Origin of the sequence: Pseudoalteromonas sp. GCY, from assembly GCF_016695175.1 — a bacterium.
GTDB lineage: Bacteria > Pseudomonadota > Gammaproteobacteria > Enterobacterales > Alteromonadaceae > Pseudoalteromonas.
Genome location: NZ_CP068023.1, coordinates 164,747 through 187,917 on the forward strand (window position 1 = coordinate 164,747; position 23,171 = coordinate 187,917).

Sequence of the window (23,171 nt, forward strand, 5' to 3'; positions counted from 1 at the left end):
GTGTATCTTATGATCCAAGAATATATCTCTGCTTATCCACAAGGTATTTCACTGAGTGCGCAGCAGCAAAACCAAGGTAATTCATTAGAGCCACTGGCTTTTAATAGTACGCTTTCACGGCTGGATCCTCAGTATAGCGCTGAGCAGCTACAGGCAAGATTAAACGAAATAATCGATGGCAATATTGTACTAAGTTTTGCATTTGCCGAAGTCCCAGGCTTTCGTGGGTTAAGGCAGTTACCTCAAGAGGCCGCCAAACCAGTGGTTGAGTCAGTGACGCTAGAGTCGAGCACCAGCATCAACTTAGCAACATTAGATAGTTTATATCCGCTGTCGTTAAACCCCGCATCGGGTCAGAATCTACAAGTAATAAGAGTCGCTCATCAAGACGAGGTTTACCTTTTGGTGCGCACGCATGCGCTATGTGTTGATCTTGCGAGTACTGAAAACATTGCGCAAAGATTGCTATCGCCGAACGTTGAGCGTGAGGAGAGTGTTCAATACCCAGATTTTCTCGCTTGGCTTAAAGAGCTGACCAGCAGTGAAGAATCACTTCAGGGTAAAGCTTATTGGCAGCAATATATTAGTCAACTTAGCATGGCAAAAGATCACTTTGCGTTGCCTTATCATAAGGCCCCTGAGCAAGGTACATTACAGAGCTTGCAATGCGTTGATGATGACTTATCACAAGCGGTTACTGACGGCATTGCAGCGCTGGCACAACAGTTAGAAGTCGAAGCCGAAAGTGTTTATTTGTCACTTTGGTGGTTGTTATTAGCACGTATTTCGGGGCAAAGCTTTGTCACTAGTATTGGCTATGATCCTCGCAGAATGAGTGAAGACTTGGCTGATGCGCTTGGGGTTTATACCCAAGCACTACCCGTTCAAGTACCTGCAGCTGCGATGCAAGTATTGAAGGAATGGATAGGTCAGTTTGCTTTCACGCTAGAACAACATAATGAGTGGGCTGAGTGTTTTGAAAGCCCTGAGGGCTTAGCAACAAGTAGCATGATGACTCAGTTCGCTTCTACACTTGCGAGTGTTGAAGCCACAGCAGTGACGGCTGATAATGCTGAGTTGAGTTTAACCATTGCTGATGACCGCGTTAGGTTGCAATTTAATAGTGCTGCGTATTCTCATCAAGCTGCTACCTTGTTATTGGAGCAATTTGTGTATTTACTCGCTCAGGCACCGCAAAAGTTGGCTACTCCAGTGAGTGAAATTTCATTAGTAACGCCATTAGAGCAGCAGCGTTTTGTTGAATTGAATGCCGATAAAGGGGTAACAGCCTCTCATATCTTTGAACAGCTTGATTATTTTGCTGATGCTAAAAGTGAGCATGTAGCTTTGGTCGATGGCGCGCATGCTCTGAGCTATAACCAGCTAGTGACTTTAGTTAATAAATTGGCTCAAACATTACAAGCTCAAGGTATAAAACAAGGTGATACTGTGCTGTTATCACTGCCTAGAGGTTGGCAGCAGGTCGTTGCGCTGTTGGCCGTGATGCGATCAGGTGCAGCATATTGCCCTATCGATCCGAGTTGGCCAGAAGCGCGTAAGCAGCGTGTACTGGAAGCTGCTAGTGCCACACTTCATATTAATGAGCAAAATATTGAGCAGTGGTTACTTGATGCACAAAAACTCGAGCTTGATGCGGGTGTCTTGCCAGAATTAAGCTTGGATAACACCGCCTATGTGCTATTCACGTCGGGTTCGACGGGGGTACCAAAAGGCGTGGCGATTGCACACCGACAACTTGCGCAGTACTGTGCGGCCTCATCCCATGCTTTAGACTTAAAAGAGAATCAACGCTTTGGCTTAACGTCGACCGTAGCGGCTGATATTGGCAATACAACTTTGTTTAATGCGTTTTACAACGGTGCAAGTTTAGTTGTAGCGAATGAGCAAGAAATGCTTGATGGTGAGGCATTTGGTCGCTTTGTGGCAGATCAAGACGTTGATTGCGTAAAAATAGTACCTTCTCACTTGCAAGCGTTACTAGAAGTCGTACCGGCGCGTCTTCCAAGTAAATTGATCCTTGGTGGGGAAGCGGCAAAACCTGCGTTGATCCAAAAAGTGCATAGACTTGCCCCACAGGCACAGGTATTTAATCACTACGGCCCAACTGAAACGACGGTCGGTGTGATGTCACACCAATACGAAAATAATGCGCGCTTTGATGCTGCTGTACCTAGATTAAGTCATGTTTTCTCTGGCACTCAAATTTTTATCTTAGACTCCCAAGATGCACTGTGTGCTACTGGTGAGCAGGGTGAACTTTGTATCGCTGGTCAGCAATTGTCTCCCGGCTATATTAACGTGGGGTCCGATGATGCGTTTGTAAATAACAGCCAATGGGCTGAGCGACTCTATCGAACCGGGGATCTCGCTCGTTATCTACCGGATGGATCCATTAGCTTATCTGGTCGTAAAGATGACCAAGTTCAGATCCGTGGATTCAGGGTGGAACCTAACGAGGTGGCACAGTCAATTTCTCAGCACTTGGAAAGTATCGATTGCTTTGTTGCTGTACAACATTATGGCAACGAGGCTGTATTGGTTGCCTTCCTTACTCAGTATTTGGATAGACAAGCAACTGCGGCTGAGCTGCTTACAGGACAAGACAATTTAGCGCTGCAAATGCAGCTACGTGACGTGTTGCCTGATGCAATGGTACCGGCATTCCTTGTCAGCATAGCTGAGCTGCCTTTACTGGCTAACGGTAAAGTGGACCGCCAAGGTCTACCTAAGATTGCCGATCTTACACTGTCTACCTATGTAGCCCCGAATAGTCAGTTGGAAACCTTGCTGGCGTCAACACTGGCGAAGATTTTAGAGGTAGAGCGAGTCAGCTGTGATGCGAGTTTCTTTGATTTAGGTGGGCATTCGCTATCAGCCATCAAGTTTGCGACGCGGATAAAGAAATTACTATTACTCAACGTTGAGCCTGGTGTTGTCTTTGACAATCCAAGTATTCAATCTTTGGCGCAAGCACTAAATAACTTAAGTGGCGATCCGTCTAGATTGGAGAAATTAGCATTGACGCAAATCAAACTGGCAACGCTGACCCCTGAGCAGCAAGCAGCATTGCGTGAAAAAATGGGTCTGAAAGCCACATAGATATCAAAGTGAAGGCGTAGCTTTCGATGATCTTTAGACTATGAAGTGGGAGCCAGCGGCTCCCACTTTTATTTTTATGAGTATGTGTATGTCAAATAATGAGTTAGCGGATGAATTGGTAGATGGACTTGATTTGGACCTGTTGGCGCAGTTATGGAATGAACCTGAGGTAGAGGATGAAGTGACAGGGGTTGTTGCAACAAAGAGTGTTTCAGGTGTACTTTCATTGCAACAAAAACGCTTATGGCTGCTCCAGCAAATAGACCCACAAAGTAATGCTTACGACGTATTACGTACATATCATGCGCCTATTGCATTGGATCTTACTCGGTTGCAATCAGCATTAGACGCACTAGTCGAATGTCATGAGATCTTTCGTACTTATTATCAGTTCGATGGCACAGCAACTCAGGTCGTCGCCTCAGCATGTAAGGTGCCGCTCACCATTATTGATATAGACTCAATATTAGATAGCCAATCACTCCTTGAACAAGCTGCTGTGAAGTCATGGTGTAATGTGCCGTTTAATTTAAGTCAGGTACCACTTTTAAAAGCCGCTTGGGTGAATACGGCACAAGGTGGGTATTTATTATTACGGAATCACCATATTGTCAGTGATGCGTGGTCAAAAACACTGATATTAAAAGATTTATTAGCGGCATATCAGGGAAAAGCATTGGTCAAACCAAGTTGCCGTTACTTAGATTATGCAATGTGGCAAAGTGAATACCTTGCTCATGACAGTGCCAATGAAACGCTGACTTATTGGCGGGAGTATATCAAACAGCAGCCTCAGCCGATCACCTTGCCGAGCAAGGAGTCAACGACAACGTTTTCCTCTTTCCCGGTAATACTCAGCCATCGGCTATCTGAGCTGCAAGTCCAGCAGGCTAATACTTTTTGTCAGCGTCATGGCTGTACTTCAGCGGCCGTTTTTATGACTTTATTGCAAGCAACATTAAGCCGTTTTAGCAGCACGCAAGACTTTTTGATTGGTTCGCCAACCGCTGCTCGAAATCTGCCTGAACTCGCTGATGTAGTGGGTTGTTTTATGAATACGCAGCTCTATAAAAATGAAGTTCGTGAGGGAGTGACATTCATAGATGCCGTCAACCAAAATCAGCGCCATACCCTAAGGTTGATAAACGAAGATCAAGTTCCGTTTGAGTGGCTTGCAGAACAATTAGATTGGCCAGTATTAGCGGATAGGCATCCGCACTTTCAAGTTCTGTTTAATTACTTACAAAGCGACACTGTTCCAAGCAATGACATGGCGGTGGCACTACGCCCAATAAATGTTGAGAGTCAGGTTGCTAAGTTTGAATTATCATTGGACGTGAGCGTGCAAGATGGGACTATCGAGCTTTACTTCGAAGCTGATGGTGCTATATATCGCGCGGCTTTATTAGATCAGCTCTTAACCTGTTACCTGAACTTACTGGATGCATTGATCAGCAAGCCTGAAGCGGTCATTAATGACATAGTTGTCTATCAACCAGACCTTACATTGTGTGCATCACGACAAACTAACGAAGCGGCTACAGTCGTCGAATTGATTAAAAGGCAGCAAATCCCTTTGGCTGCAGTTGCATTGCAAGATGACAGTGGTGCCAAGCTGAATTACGAAATGCTATTGCAATTAAGTGGCAATTTTGCAAACTTCCTTATCGAACAAGGTGTGCAATCCGAGGATAGAGTGGCGGTGGTCGTTTCGCGCCAGGTAGATATGGTAGTCGTGCTGCTTGGATGTATGCAGGCAGGTGTGGTCTATGTCCCCGTTGATCCCAATATGCCTCATCAGCGGCAACAATTAATCTTTGCATCGAGTGCCGCAAGGGCTATCGTGACTAACTTGGAAGATATATTTAACCCAAGTGGATTACCGGTTTGGTCGATTGCAAAAGTGAATCGAACACGATATCAAGACCATAAGGCGTCACTGCAGGTTTGTGCCCAGCAGCTTGCTTATATTTTATACACCTCAGGCTCCACGGGGCAGCCGAAGGGGGTCGCAATTACCCACGGCAATCTGGTTAATTTTATCTTAGCAATGAAATCCCAATTTTCGCTCACTCAAGATTCAAAATGGTTGGCTTTAACTGCGCTTGGTTTTGATATTTCGGGCTTAGAGTTATATCTGCCATTGGTTTGCGGTGCACAAGTTAGGATTGCAGATTCTGTATTCAGTTTGAAAGCATGTGACTTGGAGGGAGTTAGTCATATTCAAGCCACTCCCGCGGGATGGCAGGGGCTACTGGCTAAATCACTGCTTTCACATCCTGTCGTCGGGTTATGCGGTGGAGAAGCATTACCTCCAGTGTTGGCTCAAGCATTAAAAGCCAAGCAGGTTGTGCTTTATAACATGTATGGTCCTACTGAAACCACGGTGTGGTCTTCATGCCATCGGGTACAGGATAATATTCACCTTGGCTTCCCAATTCGTAATACACAGTTATATGTTTTAGATAGCTACCTTAATGTATGCCCCACGGGGGTTGCCGGAGAACTATACATTGGTGGTGCAGGGTTAGCGCGAGGTTACATGGAGCAACCGGCGTCGACTGCACAGCGATTTATTGCGAATCCTTTTTCTAGTGTAGGTGAGCGACTCTATCGCACGGGAGATTTGGTTGAGCGTAACGAACGCAACGAGCTGCGCTTTCTTGGGCGGACAGATCATCAAGTGAAGATCCGTGGGCACCGTATAGAAACGGGGGAAATTGAAAGCCAGTTGTTAAGGGTGGAAGGAGTCAATCAAGCGGTAGTGGTAGCGCATGGTGATGATAATAATAAACGACTTGTTGCTTATGTTTGCACGCAGACGTTAAGTCGCGGCCAAATAACAGCAGCTGTCAGTGATTTGTTACCCAGTTATATGGTGCCAGAACAAATCATCTTGTTAGAAGCGTTACCGCTTAATCACAGTGGCAAGGTGGATAGAAAAGCATTACCTAAACCGTTGCAGGAAAGCCGTCAGGGAACGCAACCTCAAGGTCATCTTGAACAAGCGCTGGCTAGAGTATGGCAGCAAGTGCTGCAGGTTAACCAAGTATATCGAGAAGATAACTTCTTTGCGTTGGGTGGAAACTCCATTCATGCGTTACGTATGGTGCATCAATGGCAAAAATTAGCTCGACCAGAGCCCTTACTCGCACAAGCTATTTGGCAAGCAGATAACTTGCGTGATTTGGCTCAGCAAATTGCGCTTTCCAAACAATCTAATATTTGTGACATTTTACCTGAATCTGCATCATCGAAGTCATATAGCGATTTGCTGATATGTCTTCATGATGGTCGCGGTTTTACTATGTCATATAGACCCCTTGCTATGGCGTTACCTGAATATATTCGCTGTATTGGTATTACCCCTGATCTTGAGTTATCACAACAGGATGATTTTAGTACGTTGGCGCATCGCTATGCGGATCAGCTCGGAGAGCTTAGCCAGTATCAGAATATTTATGTACTTGGCTGGTCTTTGGGGGGAGCGATAGCATTGCAGTTGGCTGAAGTGCTAACGGGGAGAAATACACGCGTAAACAGTGTGCTTTTAATTGATAGCTGGGACCCGTTCGAACCAACCAATACCCAACCAGAAAGTTGGCGTGATTATATTTTAACAAGACTCTCAGAGAGCATCGCTGCTCCAAACTCTGAAGCTGAGTTTTATCAAGCGGTTGCTCAGTTTCCTTGGTCTGATGGAGGTTCAGCGGCAGAAAGAGCTGATGATATCACGCGTTTTCTTCTAGAGCATATTGATGTGCTTGAAGAAAGTGTTGCAGCTATGCCTACCACCGAAATAGTGCAAACCTTAGAGCAGACTTACTTATTGCGCTGTGCTGGTCGTCATGCTCTTAACTATCGGCAAGGTGATGGTGTTGACTATTACACCGTGTGGAGTAACGAGCGTGATGTGGGAGTTGTAAAACGATTTTGCCAGCGTCTGGATATTCAGCACTCGGATTATGTTGATGCTGATCATATGCAGATTATTTCGCACCCCAGTGTCATTGAAACTGTACAAAAAGTAATAAGCGTTGAATAAAATCAAATTGTAAATGATAACTGTTTTCGTTACTATTGCAGGTAATTAACCCGTGGTTAATGTAAAAGGGAGATTATTACCATGCAATTTGTAGGTAAGCGAGTGCTTATACTAGTCAGCTGTATCGCAGCACCAGTTTGGTCTGCGGAGCAATCAGTGGCAAATGAAGACATTGAAGTGATCGAAGTGTTGGGGCGGGATTCGGAAAAAAACTTTGCCACCTACACGTATTCAGCGACAAAGACGGCAGCTGATATTTTAGACCTTCCGCAGTCAATTAGCGCTGTGACAAAAGAACTAATCAAGCAACAAGGATTGATGCGGCTAAACGACGTGACGCCTTTTGTCAGCGGAGCGAGCGAATTTTCAGTGTATAACGACATCACCATCCGAGGTTTTCGTAGTCAAGATGATCGCCGCCTCAATGGTATGCGAACTTATAATGATTTTTGGTCACAAACCGCCATTGCACATGTTGAGCGAGTAGAGGTGGTTAAAGGCCCTGCCTCAGCTATTTTTGGTGACGCCAGCCCAGGTGGTGTAATCAATACCGTAACCAAAAAGCCTTTAGCGACTAGTCGTCATGAATTGAGTGCTCGAGTTGGGAGTTACCAAGAGAAGTATGTTGCACTTGACACCACAGGTGCAATCAATTCATCGGAGTCAGTGCTGTATCGACTCAATGTGGGTTATGAGGACTCTGATTCTTTTAGAAACCAAGCATTTAATAAAGGGTTATTAGTGTCACCTAGTGTCACTTTTATTCCCAGTGACACGCTTAAGCTTAACCTCGAACTGGTGTATTCAGACAGTGAAGGGATCTTAGAACGAGGGCAGCCGAATATCCGTGGTAGCCAGCGTTTGGGCACGATCCCGATTGAAGTTTCGGCAACACAGCCTGGGGATAAGCTAGATACAGAAAGCTTGATCAGCAGCTTAGCAGTTGACTATCGTTTTAGCGATGCTTGGTGGCTAGCTGTGCAGTATATGCATCAGAATAGTGATCAAGACTTAGTCGAGCATGGTATTGGAAATTATGCTGATAATTCAGACTCTATCGTCAACTTGCGCTACATTGAACGTGCTTCAGAAGCACAATCAGACTCCTTTTCCAGTTACCTAAATGGCAACTTTTACCTCGGTGATATTGAACACAATGTGGTGATTGGCTATGACTATATTGATAGATTTAGAGAATCCAGCCAGCGAGTAGCCAACGACGCGATGCAGTTCGATATTCTAAATCCTGAATACAAGCGCCGAGATACAGATAGCTACAATGCAACCCAGCGCCCCGTGTTTGGTGGTAACCTGCAAAGTGAAGGGATTTATATTCAAGACCGTATGGTATTTGGTCAATGGTCGGTACTGGCGAGCTTACGTGAAGAAAGTTTTGATCTAGATAATACCGGCGGGGGTTCCTCGAAAGATAGCCAACTGCTACCGCGATTGGGGGCTGTGTATAAGCTATCAGATACTCAGAGCCTTTATGCGAGTTGGATGCAGGGTTTTGAGCCTCCTCCTCTATACTCAAATAACCCTGAACAAGGTGGCCCATTTAAACCGCAAGATAGCGAATTATATGAGGTCGGCTTTAAAGCGCGTTTATTTAGCGATGATTTACAATTAACCACAGCTATCTATCAAATAACCCGTGAAAATGTCGTGCTATATGACGCTGAAGCATCAGCCAGAATCGATTTTGCCCGATATATGTATCGTCAGCGTGGTGCCGAGCAAGCGCGTGGATTCGAGTTCGATCTTAATGGTCAAATCACGGAACAACTTTCCGTAATTGCCAATTATGCTTATAACTCAGCGAAAGTAACCAAAGATTTGAATGATAGTGAAGTGGGCAAACGCAAAGAGGGCGCAGCTAAACATATGGCCACTGTATGGTCACGTTATCAGTTAGATGATAATTGGGCATTTGGGATCGGGGCGAGCTATGTGGGGGAGCGAGCAACCTCCTCTGCAGGGTTAATATTGCCTAGTTATCTGATCTACAACGCAGGTGTGTACTATCAGGTGGACCGTTGGAAGGCTTCCTTGGTGATTGACAATGTGTTCGACAAAGTACATTGGACAGGTGGTTATAGTTATAGTCAGTTGTTTCCTGGCGATCCTCGTAGTGCGAGCTTAACGGTCGACTATCGATTTTAAACAGGGAGAGAAGAGTTGGCGTTTTAGCCAATTGCTCTTTTTAGGAGAAAAGAATGACAGCAAAACAATGGTTCAGTTGGCATAGTTTAAGCGGTGTGTGGTTCGGCTTGCTATTGTTCGTGATCTGTTGGACAGGGGCATTTGCGACCATTTCTTACGAATTAGATTGGCTATTCGATGACACGGTGAGAGCGGCAGAAAGTAGTCCACAAGTCAGTTTAGCGAGTGCTTACGAGAAGGTTCAAGAAGCCTACCCAGACGCACGAATAGGGATTGCGTTTGCGGGTTTGGAAAGCCATTTTGCTCACGATTTCGTGGTCCGCTTGCCGGATAATCCATGGCAGCATATTTACGTTGATCCTTACACTGGAAATATACAGGGGAAAACGAGCTTTTTGAATATTCAGCGGTTTTTCCGAGATTTCCATATGCATTTTTTTGGTGTGTTCGACAGCATTGTGTCTTATTACTTGGTTTTGCTATTTGCCATTCCGCTATGCGTATCCACGATTAGTGCTTTGTATTTGTATCGAGGCTGGTGGAAAAAGTTTTTTACGCTAAAGCTTAGCGGCGATACTCGCGCTAAGGTCGCAAGCTCACACAAATTAGCTGGAGTATGGAGTTTGTGGTTAGCAGTGGTGATTGCAATAACCAGTATGTGGTACTTGTTTGAGTTTGTCAGAATGGACTTGGCTGATGGTAAAACTGCGTTTACTGATGTTGGTGATTTTGCTGTGAACCCCTTACCTGCATTGCAACCACAAGATAAGCCTCAGCTCTCTGTTGTGGCGCTTGCTGCAAAAGTCAGAGAAGCGAGACCAGATCTGGAAATTAGAGCGATTAGATATTCCGGAGGGTATTTTTATGTTGAAGGCCAATCCAGTGACTTATTGGTTAGGGACAGAGCAAATAAGGTGTATGTGAATCCCTATACTGGGGAAGTCGTATATAGCCAAACTGCGTCTAGTCAGGGAATATATTGGCGTTTATCTGATACCGCGGATCCTTTGCATTTTGGTAATTTTGCCGGCATATGGGTAAAAATATTGTGGTGCATCTTTGGGGTTGTACTTTCATTTTTGGTGCTTAGCGGTACCTATATGTATGTTAAACGCCAGCTCAAGCTGCGCCGAAAAGAAGATCTACGAGGCGTGAAAGCTTCTTTGGTTTTTAGTTTAAGCCTTTTGGTATGTGTTGCTTACTACGCCTATCAAACGCTTATGAACTATGGAGTCGCAGGCCAGTTTCCTGTGCTACCAACAGGTTCGGTGCTGTTTTTATCGATTTGGACGTTAGTCACGTGCTTTATCATTGTTGTATGGGGAGGCGCGTTACTTAACTTATGTCGCGAAGCAACGCTTATTAGTAAACCTAAAGTGTCGCACCACCATCTATAGTGATCACTTGCATGGTGGTATGTGAGCTTAGGGATGAGGCATAAAATAGCACCGAGTGGGCGATTTCTTCAGGGGTTGCCAGTTTTTGCAATGGGATCCCAAGTTTATATTGGCTAGGAAACCCTTTGATCACTTGCTCTGCACCTGAGCTATCTCGCCACATACCAGTTTGCATTGGCGTTAACGTAGAGCCTGGAGCAATCACATTAGCGCGTATGCCATATTCAGCCAATTCTAACCCTGCTGTAAGGGTTAATTGGGTTGAGGCTGATTTCGACGCGCAATAGGCTGCCATATTTTGGCGGGGCGTATGGCTCGCATTGGAGCTAACCGTCACTATGCTGCCACTACGTTGCTGTTTGAAATGAGTTGCACAAGACTTCAGGAAAACAAATACGGCGCCAGCGTTAACATGCTGGCAGTGCTGCCACTGCTCAAGTGATAATGTCTCTAGCGCGCCAAGTTCGAGTACGCCCGCAACATTAATTAAGCTATATGGAGCGAGGTCTTGCTGTACTAATGCTGCCAGCGTATGCTCCAATGTTGCGAGGTCTGCTAAATTACAGTGTATGGCTTTAAATAGCGGTTCTGTAGTTGCAAACTGCTTATCGAAACCCACGACACGAGCGCCTAGCTGCGCAAATTTCTTTGCGACACCGAGTCCTATGCCTTGTCCTGCACCAGTCACCCAAACAATTTTGTTGTGATACTCTTGCTGGAGGCTGTCATCGAAGCACATTGTTCATTTCCTCTATGACGGAGAGATAAGGCAAAGACGGTGTGTCCGACCAGACATTAGCAGCTTCCTGCATTGCTTCTGCAATAGATACAACCAGCTCTGGGGAGTACCTTGCTGGATTGTAATCAATATCAAACTGCACGGGATCATCACCATTTAAATAAATTTGCAGCATAAAGTCGTCCGTCGTTCCAGCACTAAGAATATGGCTGCGACTTTTGACTTCGCCATAGCGTGGGTGGCTAGTAAAGGGCAAAATATTTACTGTCGGGCCGCTAACTTCAATCGCTTTACCTTGTTGTTTGCGGTCTCGTTTCAACTGTTCAACACGATAGCATTGCAATGGCTTCACGCGTTTTATCTGCCTATTGATGTACTTGGCCACATCTGCCAATCCTCCTGACGTTGGCAAAGTTAGCGGCAGTGGTAATACATTGCTTTGTACGGTGGGGCATGAAAATTCCACTGGGGCTTGGCGATTCATCATCACCAATCCTAATGTCACTTTATGGCTGTTGCATTTAGCCGCTAACACTATGGCAACTACACTTAGCAGTATTTCACTGGGGGTGACTTGAACTAGATTTGCTGCCGATTGTAACGTTTGCCACTGAGTTCGAGCTAACGCGAAATGGTAGCGTTGATTTGGTTCGGTAATCGCAGCTTTGCTGTCACTAAAGCTTTGCGCCACAGGGTATTCATCAAGCCATTCGTTCAGGGAGCTTGCGGCCTCAGATAGTTGTTTTTGATAGTGTTCACCACCATGCAGATCTAGCAGTTGTTGCTGTGAAGCAAAATAGCAATTTGGCAGAGGTTTCCCTGTGTTTAAAGCCTGATAACTGCGACTTAACGCTTGATGAAATAAACCAAAGCCAAAGCCATCAAGGACAATGTGATGGGCAACAATAAAGCAATAATCTTGGCTAGGGGTACGCACCAATTTAAATCGCATCAAGCAACCATTGGTTAAGTCAAAAGCTTTGGCAAGCTCATGCGCCACCTGTTGTGGCATAAACTCAGCTAGAGAAGTAATATCATGATCAAGGTATTCGGTGATCAGCTGAGGCAGCGATTGTCCAACCACAATACTTGGAATAAAATCGTCATTATGGATAAAGTTACTGCGCAGCAAATCACTTTGCCCAAAGACATGGTGGAGTGCGACGGAAAATTGCTCGGCATCGATTTTACCTTGAAATTCCAAGCACTCTGCGACGTTAAATAAGTTGCCTTGGCCACTAATCGTGTGCAGTAGCCACATCGCGTGTTGAGAAGCGGTTAATGGCAATGCCATTATTCTGCCATCCGAGATTCAATTAGCTCGACCCAGGCTGCGAGAGTAGGCATTTGTGCTAGCTCAATAAAGTTAGTTTCAATACCTTGTTGTTGCCATAATGAAATCAAGTTCATCACTTGCACTGAATCTAGACCGTAATCAATCAAGCTTTCATGTTCATCAAACTCATCTGGCTCACAGTCGATCAAAGGCAAAATGAATGCTTTAAGTCCCGCGAGCGTAGTCAGGTCAATACTTGGTTCGCCAACCACTTCTGCTGTCGTGATCACTTTTCCTGCTCGTTGACCTATGATGTGTAGTGCCATCATATGCTCGTCTTTGGTGAAGTCTGCAATTGCATCAGCGACAACGAAAGGCTGTATGTCACGCATAAATGCATCAATAGCTGTGGTCATCACGCCAATATGGCCGTAAATACCGACAATCAAAAGTTGGTCTCGTTGCTGTGCTTTTAGCTGCGCTTCGAAATCACATTTTTGAAAAGCGCTATATCGCCACTTTGTCAGGACAATATCCTGTTCGGTTGGCGCTAATGCGTCAACTATGGGCTGTTGACTCGGATCTTGTAGTCCAGCTCCCCACATGTCTAGCAGTAACCCTCGTTCATTGCGACCTTGTTTGATCGGCTGGGCGGTATAATAGACCGGAATATCATGTTGGTAACAATACGCTTTAATTCGCTGAATGTGTTCTATCATGGTTTGTACTAGCGGATTATCTGCACCATAAAAAGAGACGAAGTAATGTTGCACATCATGGATAAGTAACGCAGCGCGTTGCGAGTCAAGTTGCCAATCCACTCGATTTGGCGCAAGTTCAGCAGCGCGAGGTAAAGAATAGTGATTTAATTTAGGTATAGTCATTTTACTTCTCTAAAGTTGAATGGATTTTTGCAGTGCTTCAGTTTCGCTACGGAGCTGTTTTTTATCGACTTTACCCACGGGAGTCAGTGGTAAGTTATCTATAAACTTAAACTTATCCGGTACCTTGTAATCTGCAATTCCCTGTTCACGTAAGTATTTGCGAATGGCTAATGGTTTAAGCGGTATACCGGTCAGGAAAGCGAAACTTTTTTCTCCCAAGGTTGGGTCTGGCATTGCAACAATGGCGGCTTGTTGAATATTTGGGTGGCTGAGTAAAAGGTTTTCAACTTCTTCCGCTGCTATTTTTTCCCCGCCTCGGTTGATTTGATCTTTGACGCGACCTGTAACGATTAAATGTCCTGATGGCAGACGCTTTACCAAATCTCCAGAACTATAAAACCCCTGCTCATCAAATGCAGTTTGGTTGTGCTCTGGCGAGCGATAATACCCTCGAATCGTATAGGGTCCTCGTGTCAACAATCGCCCCACTTCGCCATCGGGCACGGGGTTGCCGTGCTCATCCACGACTCTGATTTCATCATCTTCACTAATTGGACATCCTTGAGTATTGAGAATGTGCCATAGGTCATCATTGTAACGTGTGTAGTTAACTAGCCCCTCAGCCATGCCAAAAACTTGTTGCAACTGGCAGCCAAGAACAGGCTTGACTTGTTGTGCAATCGTTAAACTTAATTTGGCGCCACCCACTTGAATGACATCAAGGCTGTCTAGGCGGTATTGGCTTTTGGGGGCATGTTGTAACCATAGCTGCAAAGCTGGAGGAACCAACGCTGTGTGTGTTACTTGATATTTTTCAATCAAACTAAAGCAGCTGCTTGGGCTTGGGTCTGGGGCTAAGACAACGGTGCCGCCGGCAGCAAAAAAACCCAAGGCTCCCGGAGAGCTAAGTGGAAAGTTATGTGGGGCAGGTAGAGCACAAAGATAAACATGTTGCTCCGTCAATTCACAAATGTCTTTACTTGCCACCACGGAATATAAGTAGTCATTGTGAGTTCTTGGGATCAACTTTGGCGTGCCAGTACTTCCACCTGATAGCTGGAAAAATGCTACCTGAGTCGGGTCTAAGTCTGGCGCAGAAAATGGTCGCGGTTGCAAGTAAGCTTGTTTAAGCTGGCTATTACCTTTTGGGTGATCTATCAGTGTTGCCCGTATGCTAGGGTAGTCTTTTTGTAACGATAATATGAACTGCTCATCTCGGTACAATTCATGCGCTGAAGAAACGATTAACACCTTAGGTGCTAGCTGTTCACAGTAACTTCTAATTTCAGTCTGTTTATGGCTGAATAGTGCGCACACTGGGGCTGCGCCAAGCTTGAGAAGTGCGAATAAGCTGATATAAAATTCGACTTGATTAGCCAACTGGATAAGCGCAGTGTCTCCTTGTTGAACCCCTTGCGCTGAGAGATAAGCAGCTAAGTGATTGCTATATTGATCAAGCTCCAAATAAGTTAAGCTCCGATGTTCATCAATGACAGCAGGCTTGTTTGCATGCTGTATTAATTGTTCGCTAATTACACAAGTTAGCGGTAGGTCTTGCCAATAACCCTTTTCGCGGTAGCGCTCGGCTAATTCAGCTGGCCAAGGAGTAAAATCAATTTGCTTCATGGAATGTATTTCTCATTGCGTAATATGCTTGCTTTGTTTCGAGTGCGTTTAGCATGGTATTGAGTTTGGCTTCTGTTTCTAGCCATTCAGAGCGCGGGTTTGATGCTGCGACAATACCCGCTCCAGCAAATAACTTTGCGGTCTTATCGCGTAATTCTGCGCAGCGGATCACCACTACCCATTCGCCATTGCCGTGCTTATCAAACCAGCCAATGATCCCCGAAAACAAGCCTCTGCTTTGCTGTTCTAGCTCTGCTATTTTGGGATAAGCATCAGCAGTTGGCTTACCACAGAGTGCGGGTGTTGGATGCAATTGGTTTGCAATTGCTAAGCTATGGGTTGCTGATTCTTTTAAGACACCTGAAATGACTGTAGATAAATGCCACATAGTGGCTGTGCTCAACAGCTCAGGTTGAGCTGGAATATGTAGTGCACGGCAAAGTGGCGTCAATACTTGCTGAATGTCTTCAATGACAACGGCATGCTCATATCTATCTTTTTTAGAGGCAAATAATACACTGCGGCGGTGCGCTTCTTCCTTTGGACAAGTATCCCTTGGAATTGAACCTGCCAGCGGGTTAGTGGTTAATTTCTCAGCTTGCTTGCGCAGTAATAGCTCGGGGCTGACACCCATGAGAATTGCGTTGTCGGTTGTAGGGAATGAAAAGTGGTAGCCAGATTGACTTTGTTGTAGCAAATTACGCAGCACGACTTGGGAATTAATTGGCTCTGCAAAGCGCAGTTGAGTCTGTTTACTCAAAACAATTTTATTTAGTAGCCCGGTATCAAATAGCTGTTTGGCTTGAGAAACTGCGTTTTCAAATTGAGCCTGAGGCTGTAAATCGGTAATTTCTAATAGCGAGTTTGGTACGCCTTGGCATGACGCTAACTCAGCGTCAAACCAAGCACTGAACGCCGCTTTTTCCCAACGAGAAACTTGCTCTGGAATAATAATTTGCGCGTGCTCTGTTTTGCAAAATGGCAAAGCGGCAAAGGCGATAGTGTTGTCTGGCTCATTATGCATGTGAGAGTCAATTGCAGCGACTAAATCCTTTGTATCACCAATAGGTAAAGTGACGCGTTTCTTGATCCCTTGACTAACTAAGCAATGCGTACCCGTTGTAAACAGGCAGTTGTTCTCCGGGTTAAATTGCGTGGCTTTTGCATATTGTTCGAGTTGAATAACTTGGCTAAAGTCCATAAGCACACCTTGCTGATATCACAGCAGTGAAAACGAATTAATTGAAATCAAGACGAAGGTAAACAATAAAGATTTAGATTTATATCGAGTTTGTTAAAACAGCCCTGCGCAAAGTTCGTTGTTGTTGATGGGCGTCAAAGTGATGAGGGTGCTTTGGACAGTCGCGACAAAGCTTGCCATCGCTTGTTTTGTGTAACAGGCAGCATGACTCCCTCAGTTGATAGGGGCCACGCTCGTCACAGAGTTGCAGCTTTGGGGTATAAAAAGGGTTTACATGTTCCCCAATCTTCACTGCCTGAGATAAAGTGTGATAGTCATCGTTTACCTTAGGGCGTTCGCCGACATAATGAATGATGGTTGGAAAAAACTGCCTCAAGCGAAAAGCGCAATTACTCGATAAAACGTGCTCAGCAATCCCAAATTGCTGATTCAAAAAGGCATGTAAGGGAGCTAAATGCGCGTCAATAAACTCGGCATAGTGAGTAGCCGTATCGTGATACTCCACTGCTCTCCCTTGATTGGGCAGCTGTAGTTGCCAGCTCTCCATGTCGATCACGACTTTATCTAAAGCCAATGGGAGTACACGGCCCAACACACTGTGTGTAAATAAAATAGCGGGCATGATACGTAGTATGTAGTGCATGTGCCAAACTGAGGCCTGCGCCTTTTTATTCGTCACTCCCTTTGTTGAACTAAAGCGAGAGATCGCGTCACTTAAGGAGGTTATATTTTTGATTTGTTGAGCAAAAGAGGGTTTATCACCAGAAATAAGTGCAACACCTCTAGCATAGTTATCAAGCGGTGGTGACAGATAAGGTTTAAGAATTGGCAACATAGTCAAGGTTGTTGAGTTTTTAATATAAGACGCGATCCAAGTGAATTTTTTTAGTTCAAAGTCGTCCTGTAAGGGATTTGATCATCCTTGGGAGAAATCGTGTTAGTTTTTCTGATAAAAAAGACTTGGCAACGCTTTGTGGCCACTGCGCTGAGCAGCGTTGTATTCGGCATTATTAGTGTTTCACTGGTGGCACTTATTAACGAAATAATAAATGCTAAAGGCGAGCGTCAGACAGAGTTCTTTTGGGTTTTTGCGGCGCTGGCAATATCAGGGGTCGTGGTACAGCTAATTTCTAAATTAGTTGCTGAACAGTTGAGTGAGCATAGCCAAGCCGAGTTAAGAAAACTGGTTGCTGATAAAACGATAGAAGCAAAAATTAGTCACATAGAGTTACAGGGAGACGCGAAGATCAAATCTTGCTTAACAGAGCATAGTTTAAAGGTGGCAGGGTTTTTCATGAGTATGCCGGGTATATTGACGAATGCCATGATAGTACTTGGTGCTTTCGTATATATGGCTTGGTTAGACTGGTTAATATTTCTTTTTGCATTACTGACCTTGGTTTTAGGTTCGGTGAGCTATAGTTTTGCAAACAATGTTGCTTTTAAAAAAATAGCGAACGCTGCTGCGATGCAAGATGGCCTTTTTCAACAATTTGATGCGATCACTGACGGCATCAAAGAGCTTAAACTAAATCGCAGTAAGCGAGCGTTCTTCAAGTTAGAGGTACTGCATCCCGCTATAGACGCCTTAAGAAAAGAACGTATTGAGGGCGTTTCTATTCTGCATATGGCCTCCTCTTGGGGTGGCTTTTTGATTTTTACCTTCATTGGTGGGGCGTTATATTTTTTATCTCAGCAAACTGGTGAAGAGAGTCAGCGCATTATGTCTGGCTTTGCACTGTTATTTCTCTATATGCTAACGCCATTAGAAACCTTACTGGCAAATATACCCAGAGCTTTCGCCGCGCAAGCCTCAGCGAATACCATCAAAACATTAACCGATGAGTTGATGAGTGATGATGGAAATAGTGTGCAAGTTTTTAAGCAGTTTAACAGTATCCAATTACACGCACTGTGTCACCGTTACTATCACGAGCAAAGCGACGATATATTTTCACTGAAACCAATAGATCTTGAGTTTAAGCAAGGCGAACTCATTTATCTTGTTGGTGGCAATGGTAGTGGCAAAACAACCTTCGCTAAAGTGCTGTGCGGTTTGTATGAAGCAGACGAAGGAGAGATCGTAGTAGATAACCAGCCGATTAGCGGCGCTGGATTAGATGCTTATCGCCAGCTTTTTAGTACGGTGTTTGGTGATTATTACTTATTCGATCGTTTGTTAAATGTGCCTTGCGATCAGCTGGAGCGAAAAGGGAATGAGCTAATTCGCAAGCTTAATTTACACCATAAAGTGAGTATTGAATCGGGCCGCTTCACAACACAACGTCTATCACAAGGCCAGCGAAAGCGTCTTGCATTAGTTGTTGCCTACCTTGAAGATAGGCCATTTTATCTCTTTGATGAGTGGGCAGCGGACCAAGACCCGGTCTTTAAAGATGTATTTTATCGAGAGCTTCTGCCTGAATTAAGAAACAAAGGAAAAACGATTTTGGTGATCACCCATGATGATAAATACTTCTCATTGGCTGACAGGTTATTAAAAATGGAAAATGGCTGCCTAACCGAAGTCACCCAACTCCCAGTAACTCAAACTCATGTATTAGCCTAATTAGATTTCTTTATACACGAAACATCAACCTAGCCGCAGTGAGTAACGCGGCTAGGCGTAGCCCTTCATTAAGATTTCATCAAACCTCTCACATTAATGGCTGGCTCAGGTCGCCGTAAGGAAAAACCACCGTTAGAGAACAGGTTACTATTCCGAGCTCAGGCGAGATCAGTTACCCTGTAAATAATATCAAGCAAACTCGGTCATGAGCATGAAAGTATTCGAAAAAATTTATCATAGGGCTGCCGAGCGTAAAGGCTCTGAGGCGGCGCTAAAAGCTAAGCTTAATCAACCCTTGAGCACGGAATCGCTATTGGCATTAAGTGATGATCAATGGCTAGAAGAATTTACGCGCAAGATATTCCAAAGCGGGTTTTATTGGGCGGTGGTTGATAATAAGTGGGACGGTTTTAGAGAAGTATTTTGGCAATTCTCAATTGAGAAGCTGTTAATGATGTCTCCAGAAATGTACGAGCAACGTGGTCAGGATGAACGGATCATTCGTAATGCTCAAAAGGTAAAAAGTATTGCTGACAATTGCCATATGATTTTTGAAGTGCAACAACAGCATGGCCGCTTTAGTGAATTCGTCGCAAACTGGCCTGAAGACAATATTGTTGGTTTGTGGCTGTACTTAAAAAAGCATGGCTCGAGACTCGGTGGGAATACCGGCCCTTACGCGCTTCGTGTGTTAGGTAAAGATACGTTTTTACTGAGTAAAGATGTCGAAACGGTACTGCGTGCAGAGGAGATCATAGACGGTGGCTTACAAAGTCAGAAGTCACTGCAAGCGGCGCAGCAGTTTTTCAATGAAATGCATCAATATAGCGGGCTTAGTCTACAAGAGTTAAGTCAAATTGTGTCAATGAGCGTTGGTGATAATATTCGCTAGTGAAACGCGCTAAAAATGGAGATGACCGCATGGTATTTTTTCAGCCCTATCAAGGCTCTGCTTTGCTCTTTAAGGAGCAACCTGCGAGATTTAATCAGCCCACATTACTACTATCCAATACGCCGTTGCTACATCAGCTTGAGCTAGAGGAATACGACACAGCAGGGCTTGCTGAGCTATTATGCGGCCAGCGTCCATTAGGTGATATTGAACCTACGAGCTTAGCCTACAGTGGTCATCAGTTTGGGCAATTTAACCCGTTACTTGGTGATGGCCGAGCGCATTTAATTGGTGGGGTGAAACTTGATGACGGACGTCAATACGACCTGCACTTGAAAGGCTCTGGAGCGACGCGATTTTCTCGAGGCGGTGATGGTTTTTGTGCGCTAGGGCCTGCAGTACGCGAGTTCATCATGAGCCAAGCTATGGTTGGCTTGGGTGTTCCAACTACGGAATGCCTTGCTGTTGTAACCACTGGACACCATGTTTATCGCCAAGGTGAAGTACCTGGCGCGGTCGTATGTCGTGTGGCAAAAAGTCATATCCGCATCGGTACTTTGCAATATCTGGCTACACAGCAAAATAAAGATGAGCTATGGAGCCTGCTTAACTTGCTGGGCGAGCAATTATTTGAGGGATTTAAAGTTGAGACCGAACAGGATGTACTCGAATTGTTTCGTGAAGTGTGTGAACAGTTAGTTGACTTAGTCGTCGAGTGGATGCGGGTAGGCTTTATTCATGGCGTGATGAATACCGACAATATTTTGCTCAGTGGCGAAACGATAGACTTTGGCCCTTGCGCGATGATGGAAAAGTTTGATTTTAACGCCGTGTTTAGCTCTATCGACCGCCAAGGCCGCTATGCGTTTGGGAATCAGCCAAACATCATGAATTGGAACTGTGCTCGACTTGCCGAGGCCTTATTGGTGTTGTGGCAAGATGAGCAAGCGGGAGTTGAAGCATTTAGTCAAATTTTAGCGGAGTTTTCTGAATCGTTTAATCGCAAGTACAAAGATATGTGGGCGGCTAAGCTTGGTATTGATGAGTGGAACGACGCAGACGATATTCTGCTTAGTGATTTACTCAAGTTGATGACGGAGCATGAACTAGACTTTACCAATACTTTTGCGGCACTAACCAATATTTTGCTTGGTCACCCAAACAAAGCCTTATCAGTGCCAACGGAATTGGAGAGCTGGCAGCAGCAGTGGGCACAAAGGCGAGCTCCCGATGATGTTGCGGCTAACTTGATGAGTCAAGCTAACCCAATACTTATCCCTCGTAATGCGTTGGTGGAGGCTGAGATTGCGCTGTTTAATCAGCAAGGCATGAGTCAAACGCTAGAGGATTGGCTAACGGCGTTGACGTCGCCCTATGATTACAAAGATTATCCTGAATCGTGGACCAGCGCGTCTACACCGGCCCACTATCAAACTTTTTGTGGAACCTAAATGGCAGAGCAGCAGCTTTCTTGGCAAGAAATTAAACGTAAAGTCCTTGAGCACAAACGGCCGCTTATAAAGGCGCATATCATCGCCTTATTTGCCGCGTTGGTGAGTGTCCCTATCCCTTTGATGATGCCGTTGCTGGTAGATGAAGTCTTACTAGACGCACCCGGCAGAGCGGTGGCTTGGATGAACTCAGTATTACCCGAGCAATGGCATGGCCCCAGTGGCTATATCGTGGTCATTTTATTTGCTGTGATAGCGATGCGCTTGGCCAGTTTGGTGTTAGGGGTGATGCAGTCACGCCAGTTTACTATTATTGGCAAGGACATTAGTTATCAAATCCGTGAGCGCTTACTTACGCATTTACCTAAAGTTCAACTTAAGGAGTACGAAAGCCAAGGTGGTGCAGCAATTAGCTCTCGCTGTATTACCGATGTGGAAACCTTGGATAAATTTATCAGCCAAACTTTGTCACGATTTTTAATCGGTTTACTCACAATCATTGGCACTGCGGCGATTTTGCTTTGGATTGATTGGATGTTGGGGTTGGTGATCCTGTTGCTCAATCCGGCGGTCATCTATTTTTCTCGGCAGTTTGGCAAACATGTTAAAGAGCTGAAAAAGGAAGAGAATGCTGCATTTGAGGCACTGCAAACTTCACTAGTCGAGACGCTAGATGCTATTTCTCAGCTAAAAGCCGTTCGTCGAGAGGGTAACTACTTTGCACAGGTTAAAGTAGCCGCCAAAGATCTCAAACATTACGCGGTACAGTCACAATGGAAAACGGACGCGGTTAACCGCTTAAGCTTTACCGTGTTTTTGGTGGGGTTCGAGTTTTTCCGTGCTGTCGCTATGTTTATGGTGGTGTTTTCTGATTTAACGGTCGGCCAAATATTTGCGGTATTTGGTTACCTTTGGTTCATGATGGGACCCGTGCAGGAAATTCTTGGTATTCAATATGCTTACTATGGCGCCTCGGCGGCGCTTGGTAGGTTAAACCAGGTTTTTAACTTTGCGACAGAAGCACAATATCCCGCTACAAAAACCGTCTTTGATTCATCTCAGGTTGATATCAAATTTGCCAATATAGACTTCGCTTACGTTGCAGAGCAACCCGTGCTCAAGCAGGTGTCTTTGCATATTCCAGCAGGGAAGAAAGTAGCATTAGTAGCGGTGTCCGGAGGTGGTAAATCTACTTTGGTGCAATTGCTTTTGGGATTGTATGAAAAGCAAAGTGGCGAGATTCATATAAATGACACGCCAGTAGAGCAAATTGGTTATGAAGCAGTGCGAGATAATATAGTGACCGTACTGCAGCAGCCGATACTCTTTAATACCAGCATCCGTGAAAACCTAGCAATGGGGCGAGAGGTATCTGACCAATTACTTTGGCAGGCACTCCGAGTTGCAGAGCTAGCCGATACCGTACTTGCTCTGGCCGACAAATTAGATGCGCAAGTCGGTCGCAACGGGATTAAATTGTCTGGAGGACAGAAGCAAAGGTTGGCTATTGCTAGAATGGTTGTTGCTGATCCTAAAGTGGTGGTGTTGGATGAAGCAACCTCGGCACTTGATATTGAGACTGAGGCAAAAATTCATCGCAATTTGCAAGCGTTTTTGGCTGATAGAACGACTTTGATTATTGCACATCGATTGAGCGCAATAAAACAAGCCGACTTAATTTATGTTTTAGATGATGGTGAAGTGTCCCAGTATGGAGAACATAAGGATTTGTTAAAGGAGCAAGGTCTGTATCAAATCCTATTTGGTCATCAAAATTAATTCATAAATAGCAAAAATTCCTTATGTAA

General features: G+C 44.9%; 14 protein-coding genes. 8 read left to right on the plus strand and 6 right to left on the minus strand.

Features of this window, described 5'->3' with window-relative positions; genetic code table 11:
• The first annotated feature begins 9 nt into the window (after positions 1-9).
• From JJQ94_RS05955 to JJQ94_RS05970, 4 genes are all read left to right on the plus strand, one after another.
• Entirely contained in the window at positions 10-3,120 is a 3,111-nt protein-coding gene (locus tag JJQ94_RS05955; RefSeq protein ID WP_099031316.1) for an amino acid adenylation domain-containing protein, read from the plus strand.
• 88 nt (positions 3,121-3,208) lie between these two features.
• Entirely contained in the window at positions 3,209-7,165 is a 3,957-nt protein-coding gene (locus JJQ94_RS05960) for a non-ribosomal peptide synthetase (protein WP_236596550.1), read from the plus strand.
• 81 nt (positions 7,166-7,246) lie between these two features.
• Complete coding sequence (locus JJQ94_RS05965) at positions 7,247-9,328, plus strand: TonB-dependent siderophore receptor (RefSeq protein ID WP_099031318.1); 2,082 nt, start codon at positions 7,247-7,249, stop codon at positions 9,326-9,328.
• A 53-nt stretch (positions 9,329-9,381) separates the two neighbouring features.
• Positions 9,382-10,725 carry a PepSY-associated TM helix domain-containing protein gene (locus JJQ94_RS05970; RefSeq protein ID WP_099031319.1) on the plus strand — a complete coding sequence of 448 codons (1,344 nt, stop codon included), beginning with the start codon at positions 9,382-9,384 and terminating at the stop codon, positions 10,723-10,725.
• Here JJQ94_RS05970 and dhbA read toward each other — a convergent pair.
• The 6 genes from dhbA to fhuF form a co-directional block, all read right to left on the minus strand.
• On the minus strand, positions 10,700-11,464 hold the full coding sequence (gene dhbA / locus JJQ94_RS05975; RefSeq protein ID WP_099031320.1) for a 2,3-dihydro-2,3-dihydroxybenzoate dehydrogenase: 765 nt from the start codon (positions 11,462-11,464) through the stop codon (positions 10,700-10,702). The two genes, JJQ94_RS05970 and dhbA, sit on opposite strands and share 26 nt — an antisense overlap.
• Complete coding sequence (locus JJQ94_RS05980) at positions 11,451-12,758, minus strand: condensation domain-containing protein (protein WP_099031321.1); 1,308 nt, start codon at positions 12,756-12,758, stop codon at positions 11,451-11,453. The genes dhbA and JJQ94_RS05980 overlap by 14 nt, the downstream gene beginning before the upstream one ends.
• The gene (locus tag JJQ94_RS05985) at positions 12,758-13,624 is read right to left on the minus strand and encodes an isochorismatase family protein (protein WP_099031322.1); all 867 of its coding nucleotides are present in this window, start codon (positions 13,622-13,624) and stop codon (positions 12,758-12,760) included. The genes JJQ94_RS05980 and JJQ94_RS05985 overlap by 1 nt, the downstream gene beginning before the upstream one ends.
• A 9-nt stretch (positions 13,625-13,633) precedes the next feature.
• The gene (locus tag JJQ94_RS05990; RefSeq protein ID WP_099031323.1) at positions 13,634-15,250 is read right to left on the minus strand and encodes a (2,3-dihydroxybenzoyl)adenylate synthase; all 1,617 of its coding nucleotides are present in this window, start codon (positions 15,248-15,250) and stop codon (positions 13,634-13,636) included.
• Positions 15,237-16,451 (minus strand): isochorismate synthase, encoded by a 1,215-nt coding sequence (locus tag JJQ94_RS05995; protein WP_099031324.1) that lies wholly within the window; start codon positions 16,449-16,451, stop codon positions 15,237-15,239. Before JJQ94_RS05995 ends, JJQ94_RS05990 begins: the two co-directional genes overlap by 14 nt.
• A 79-nt stretch (positions 16,452-16,530) precedes the next feature.
• Complete coding sequence (fhuF, locus tag JJQ94_RS06000) at positions 16,531-17,286, minus strand: siderophore-iron reductase FhuF (RefSeq protein ID WP_099031325.1); 756 nt, start codon at positions 17,284-17,286, stop codon at positions 16,531-16,533.
• A gap of 99 nt (positions 17,287-17,385) precedes the next feature.
• On the opposite strand from fhuF, the gene JJQ94_RS06005 reads away from it, so the two are divergent.
• The 4 genes from JJQ94_RS06005 to JJQ94_RS06020 all read left to right on the plus strand — a co-directional run bounded on the left by JJQ94_RS06005 (position 17,386) and on the right by JJQ94_RS06020 (position 23,142).
• Positions 17,386-19,020: a cyclic peptide export ABC transporter gene (locus JJQ94_RS06005; protein WP_099031326.1), complete on the plus strand. Its 1,635-nt coding sequence runs from the start codon at positions 17,386-17,388 to the stop codon at positions 19,018-19,020.
• A 211-nt stretch (positions 19,021-19,231) separates the two neighbouring features.
• The gene (locus JJQ94_RS06010; protein WP_099031330.1) at positions 19,232-19,912 is read left to right on the plus strand and encodes a DNA-3-methyladenine glycosylase I; all 681 of its coding nucleotides are present in this window, start codon (positions 19,232-19,234) and stop codon (positions 19,910-19,912) included.
• Between the two features lie 29 nt (positions 19,913-19,941).
• Complete coding sequence (locus tag JJQ94_RS06015; protein WP_099031327.1) at positions 19,942-21,363, plus strand: protein adenylyltransferase SelO; 1,422 nt, start codon at positions 19,942-19,944, stop codon at positions 21,361-21,363.
• Complete coding sequence (locus JJQ94_RS06020) at positions 21,364-23,142, plus strand: ABC transporter ATP-binding protein (RefSeq protein WP_099031328.1); 1,779 nt, start codon at positions 21,364-21,366, stop codon at positions 23,140-23,142.
• Positions 23,143-23,171: the final 29 nt, after the last annotated feature.

Excerpts from the sequence above, each read along its gene's own strand:
- JJQ94_RS05955 (WP_099031316.1), top strand. The coding sequence starts at position 10 with ATGATCCAAGAATATATCTCTGCTTATCCACAAGGTATTTCACTGAGT.
- JJQ94_RS05960 (WP_236596550.1), top strand. The coding sequence starts at position 3,209 with ATGTCAAATAATGAGTTAGCGGATGAATTGGTAGATGGACTTGATTTG.
- JJQ94_RS05965 (WP_099031318.1), top strand. The coding sequence starts at position 7,247 with ATGCAATTTGTAGGTAAGCGAGTGCTTATACTAGTCAGCTGTATCGCA.
- JJQ94_RS05970 (WP_099031319.1), top strand. The coding sequence starts at position 9,382 with ATGACAGCAAAACAATGGTTCAGTTGGCATAGTTTAAGCGGTGTGTGG.
- dhbA (WP_099031320.1), bottom strand. The coding sequence starts at position 11,464 with ATGTGCTTCGATGACAGCCTCCAGCAAGAGTATCACAACAAAATTGTT.
- JJQ94_RS05980 (WP_099031321.1), bottom strand. The coding sequence starts at position 12,758 with ATGGCATTGCCATTAACCGCTTCTCAACACGCGATGTGGCTACTGCAC.
- JJQ94_RS05985 (WP_099031322.1), bottom strand. The coding sequence starts at position 13,624 with ATGACTATACCTAAATTAAATCACTATTCTTTACCTCGCGCTGCTGAA.
- JJQ94_RS05990 (WP_099031323.1), bottom strand. The coding sequence starts at position 15,250 with ATGAAGCAAATTGATTTTACTCCTTGGCCAGCTGAATTAGCCGAGCGC.
- JJQ94_RS05995 (WP_099031324.1), bottom strand. The coding sequence starts at position 16,451 with ATGGACTTTAGCCAAGTTATTCAACTCGAACAATATGCAAAAGCCACG.
- fhuF (WP_099031325.1), bottom strand. The coding sequence starts at position 17,286 with ATGTTGCCAATTCTTAAACCTTATCTGTCACCACCGCTTGATAACTAT.
- JJQ94_RS06010 (WP_099031330.1), top strand. The coding sequence starts at position 19,232 with ATGAAAGTATTCGAAAAAATTTATCATAGGGCTGCCGAGCGTAAAGGC.
- JJQ94_RS06015 (WP_099031327.1), top strand. The coding sequence starts at position 19,942 with ATGGTATTTTTTCAGCCCTATCAAGGCTCTGCTTTGCTCTTTAAGGAG.
- JJQ94_RS06020 (WP_099031328.1), top strand. The coding sequence starts at position 21,364 with ATGGCAGAGCAGCAGCTTTCTTGGCAAGAAATTAAACGTAAAGTCCTT.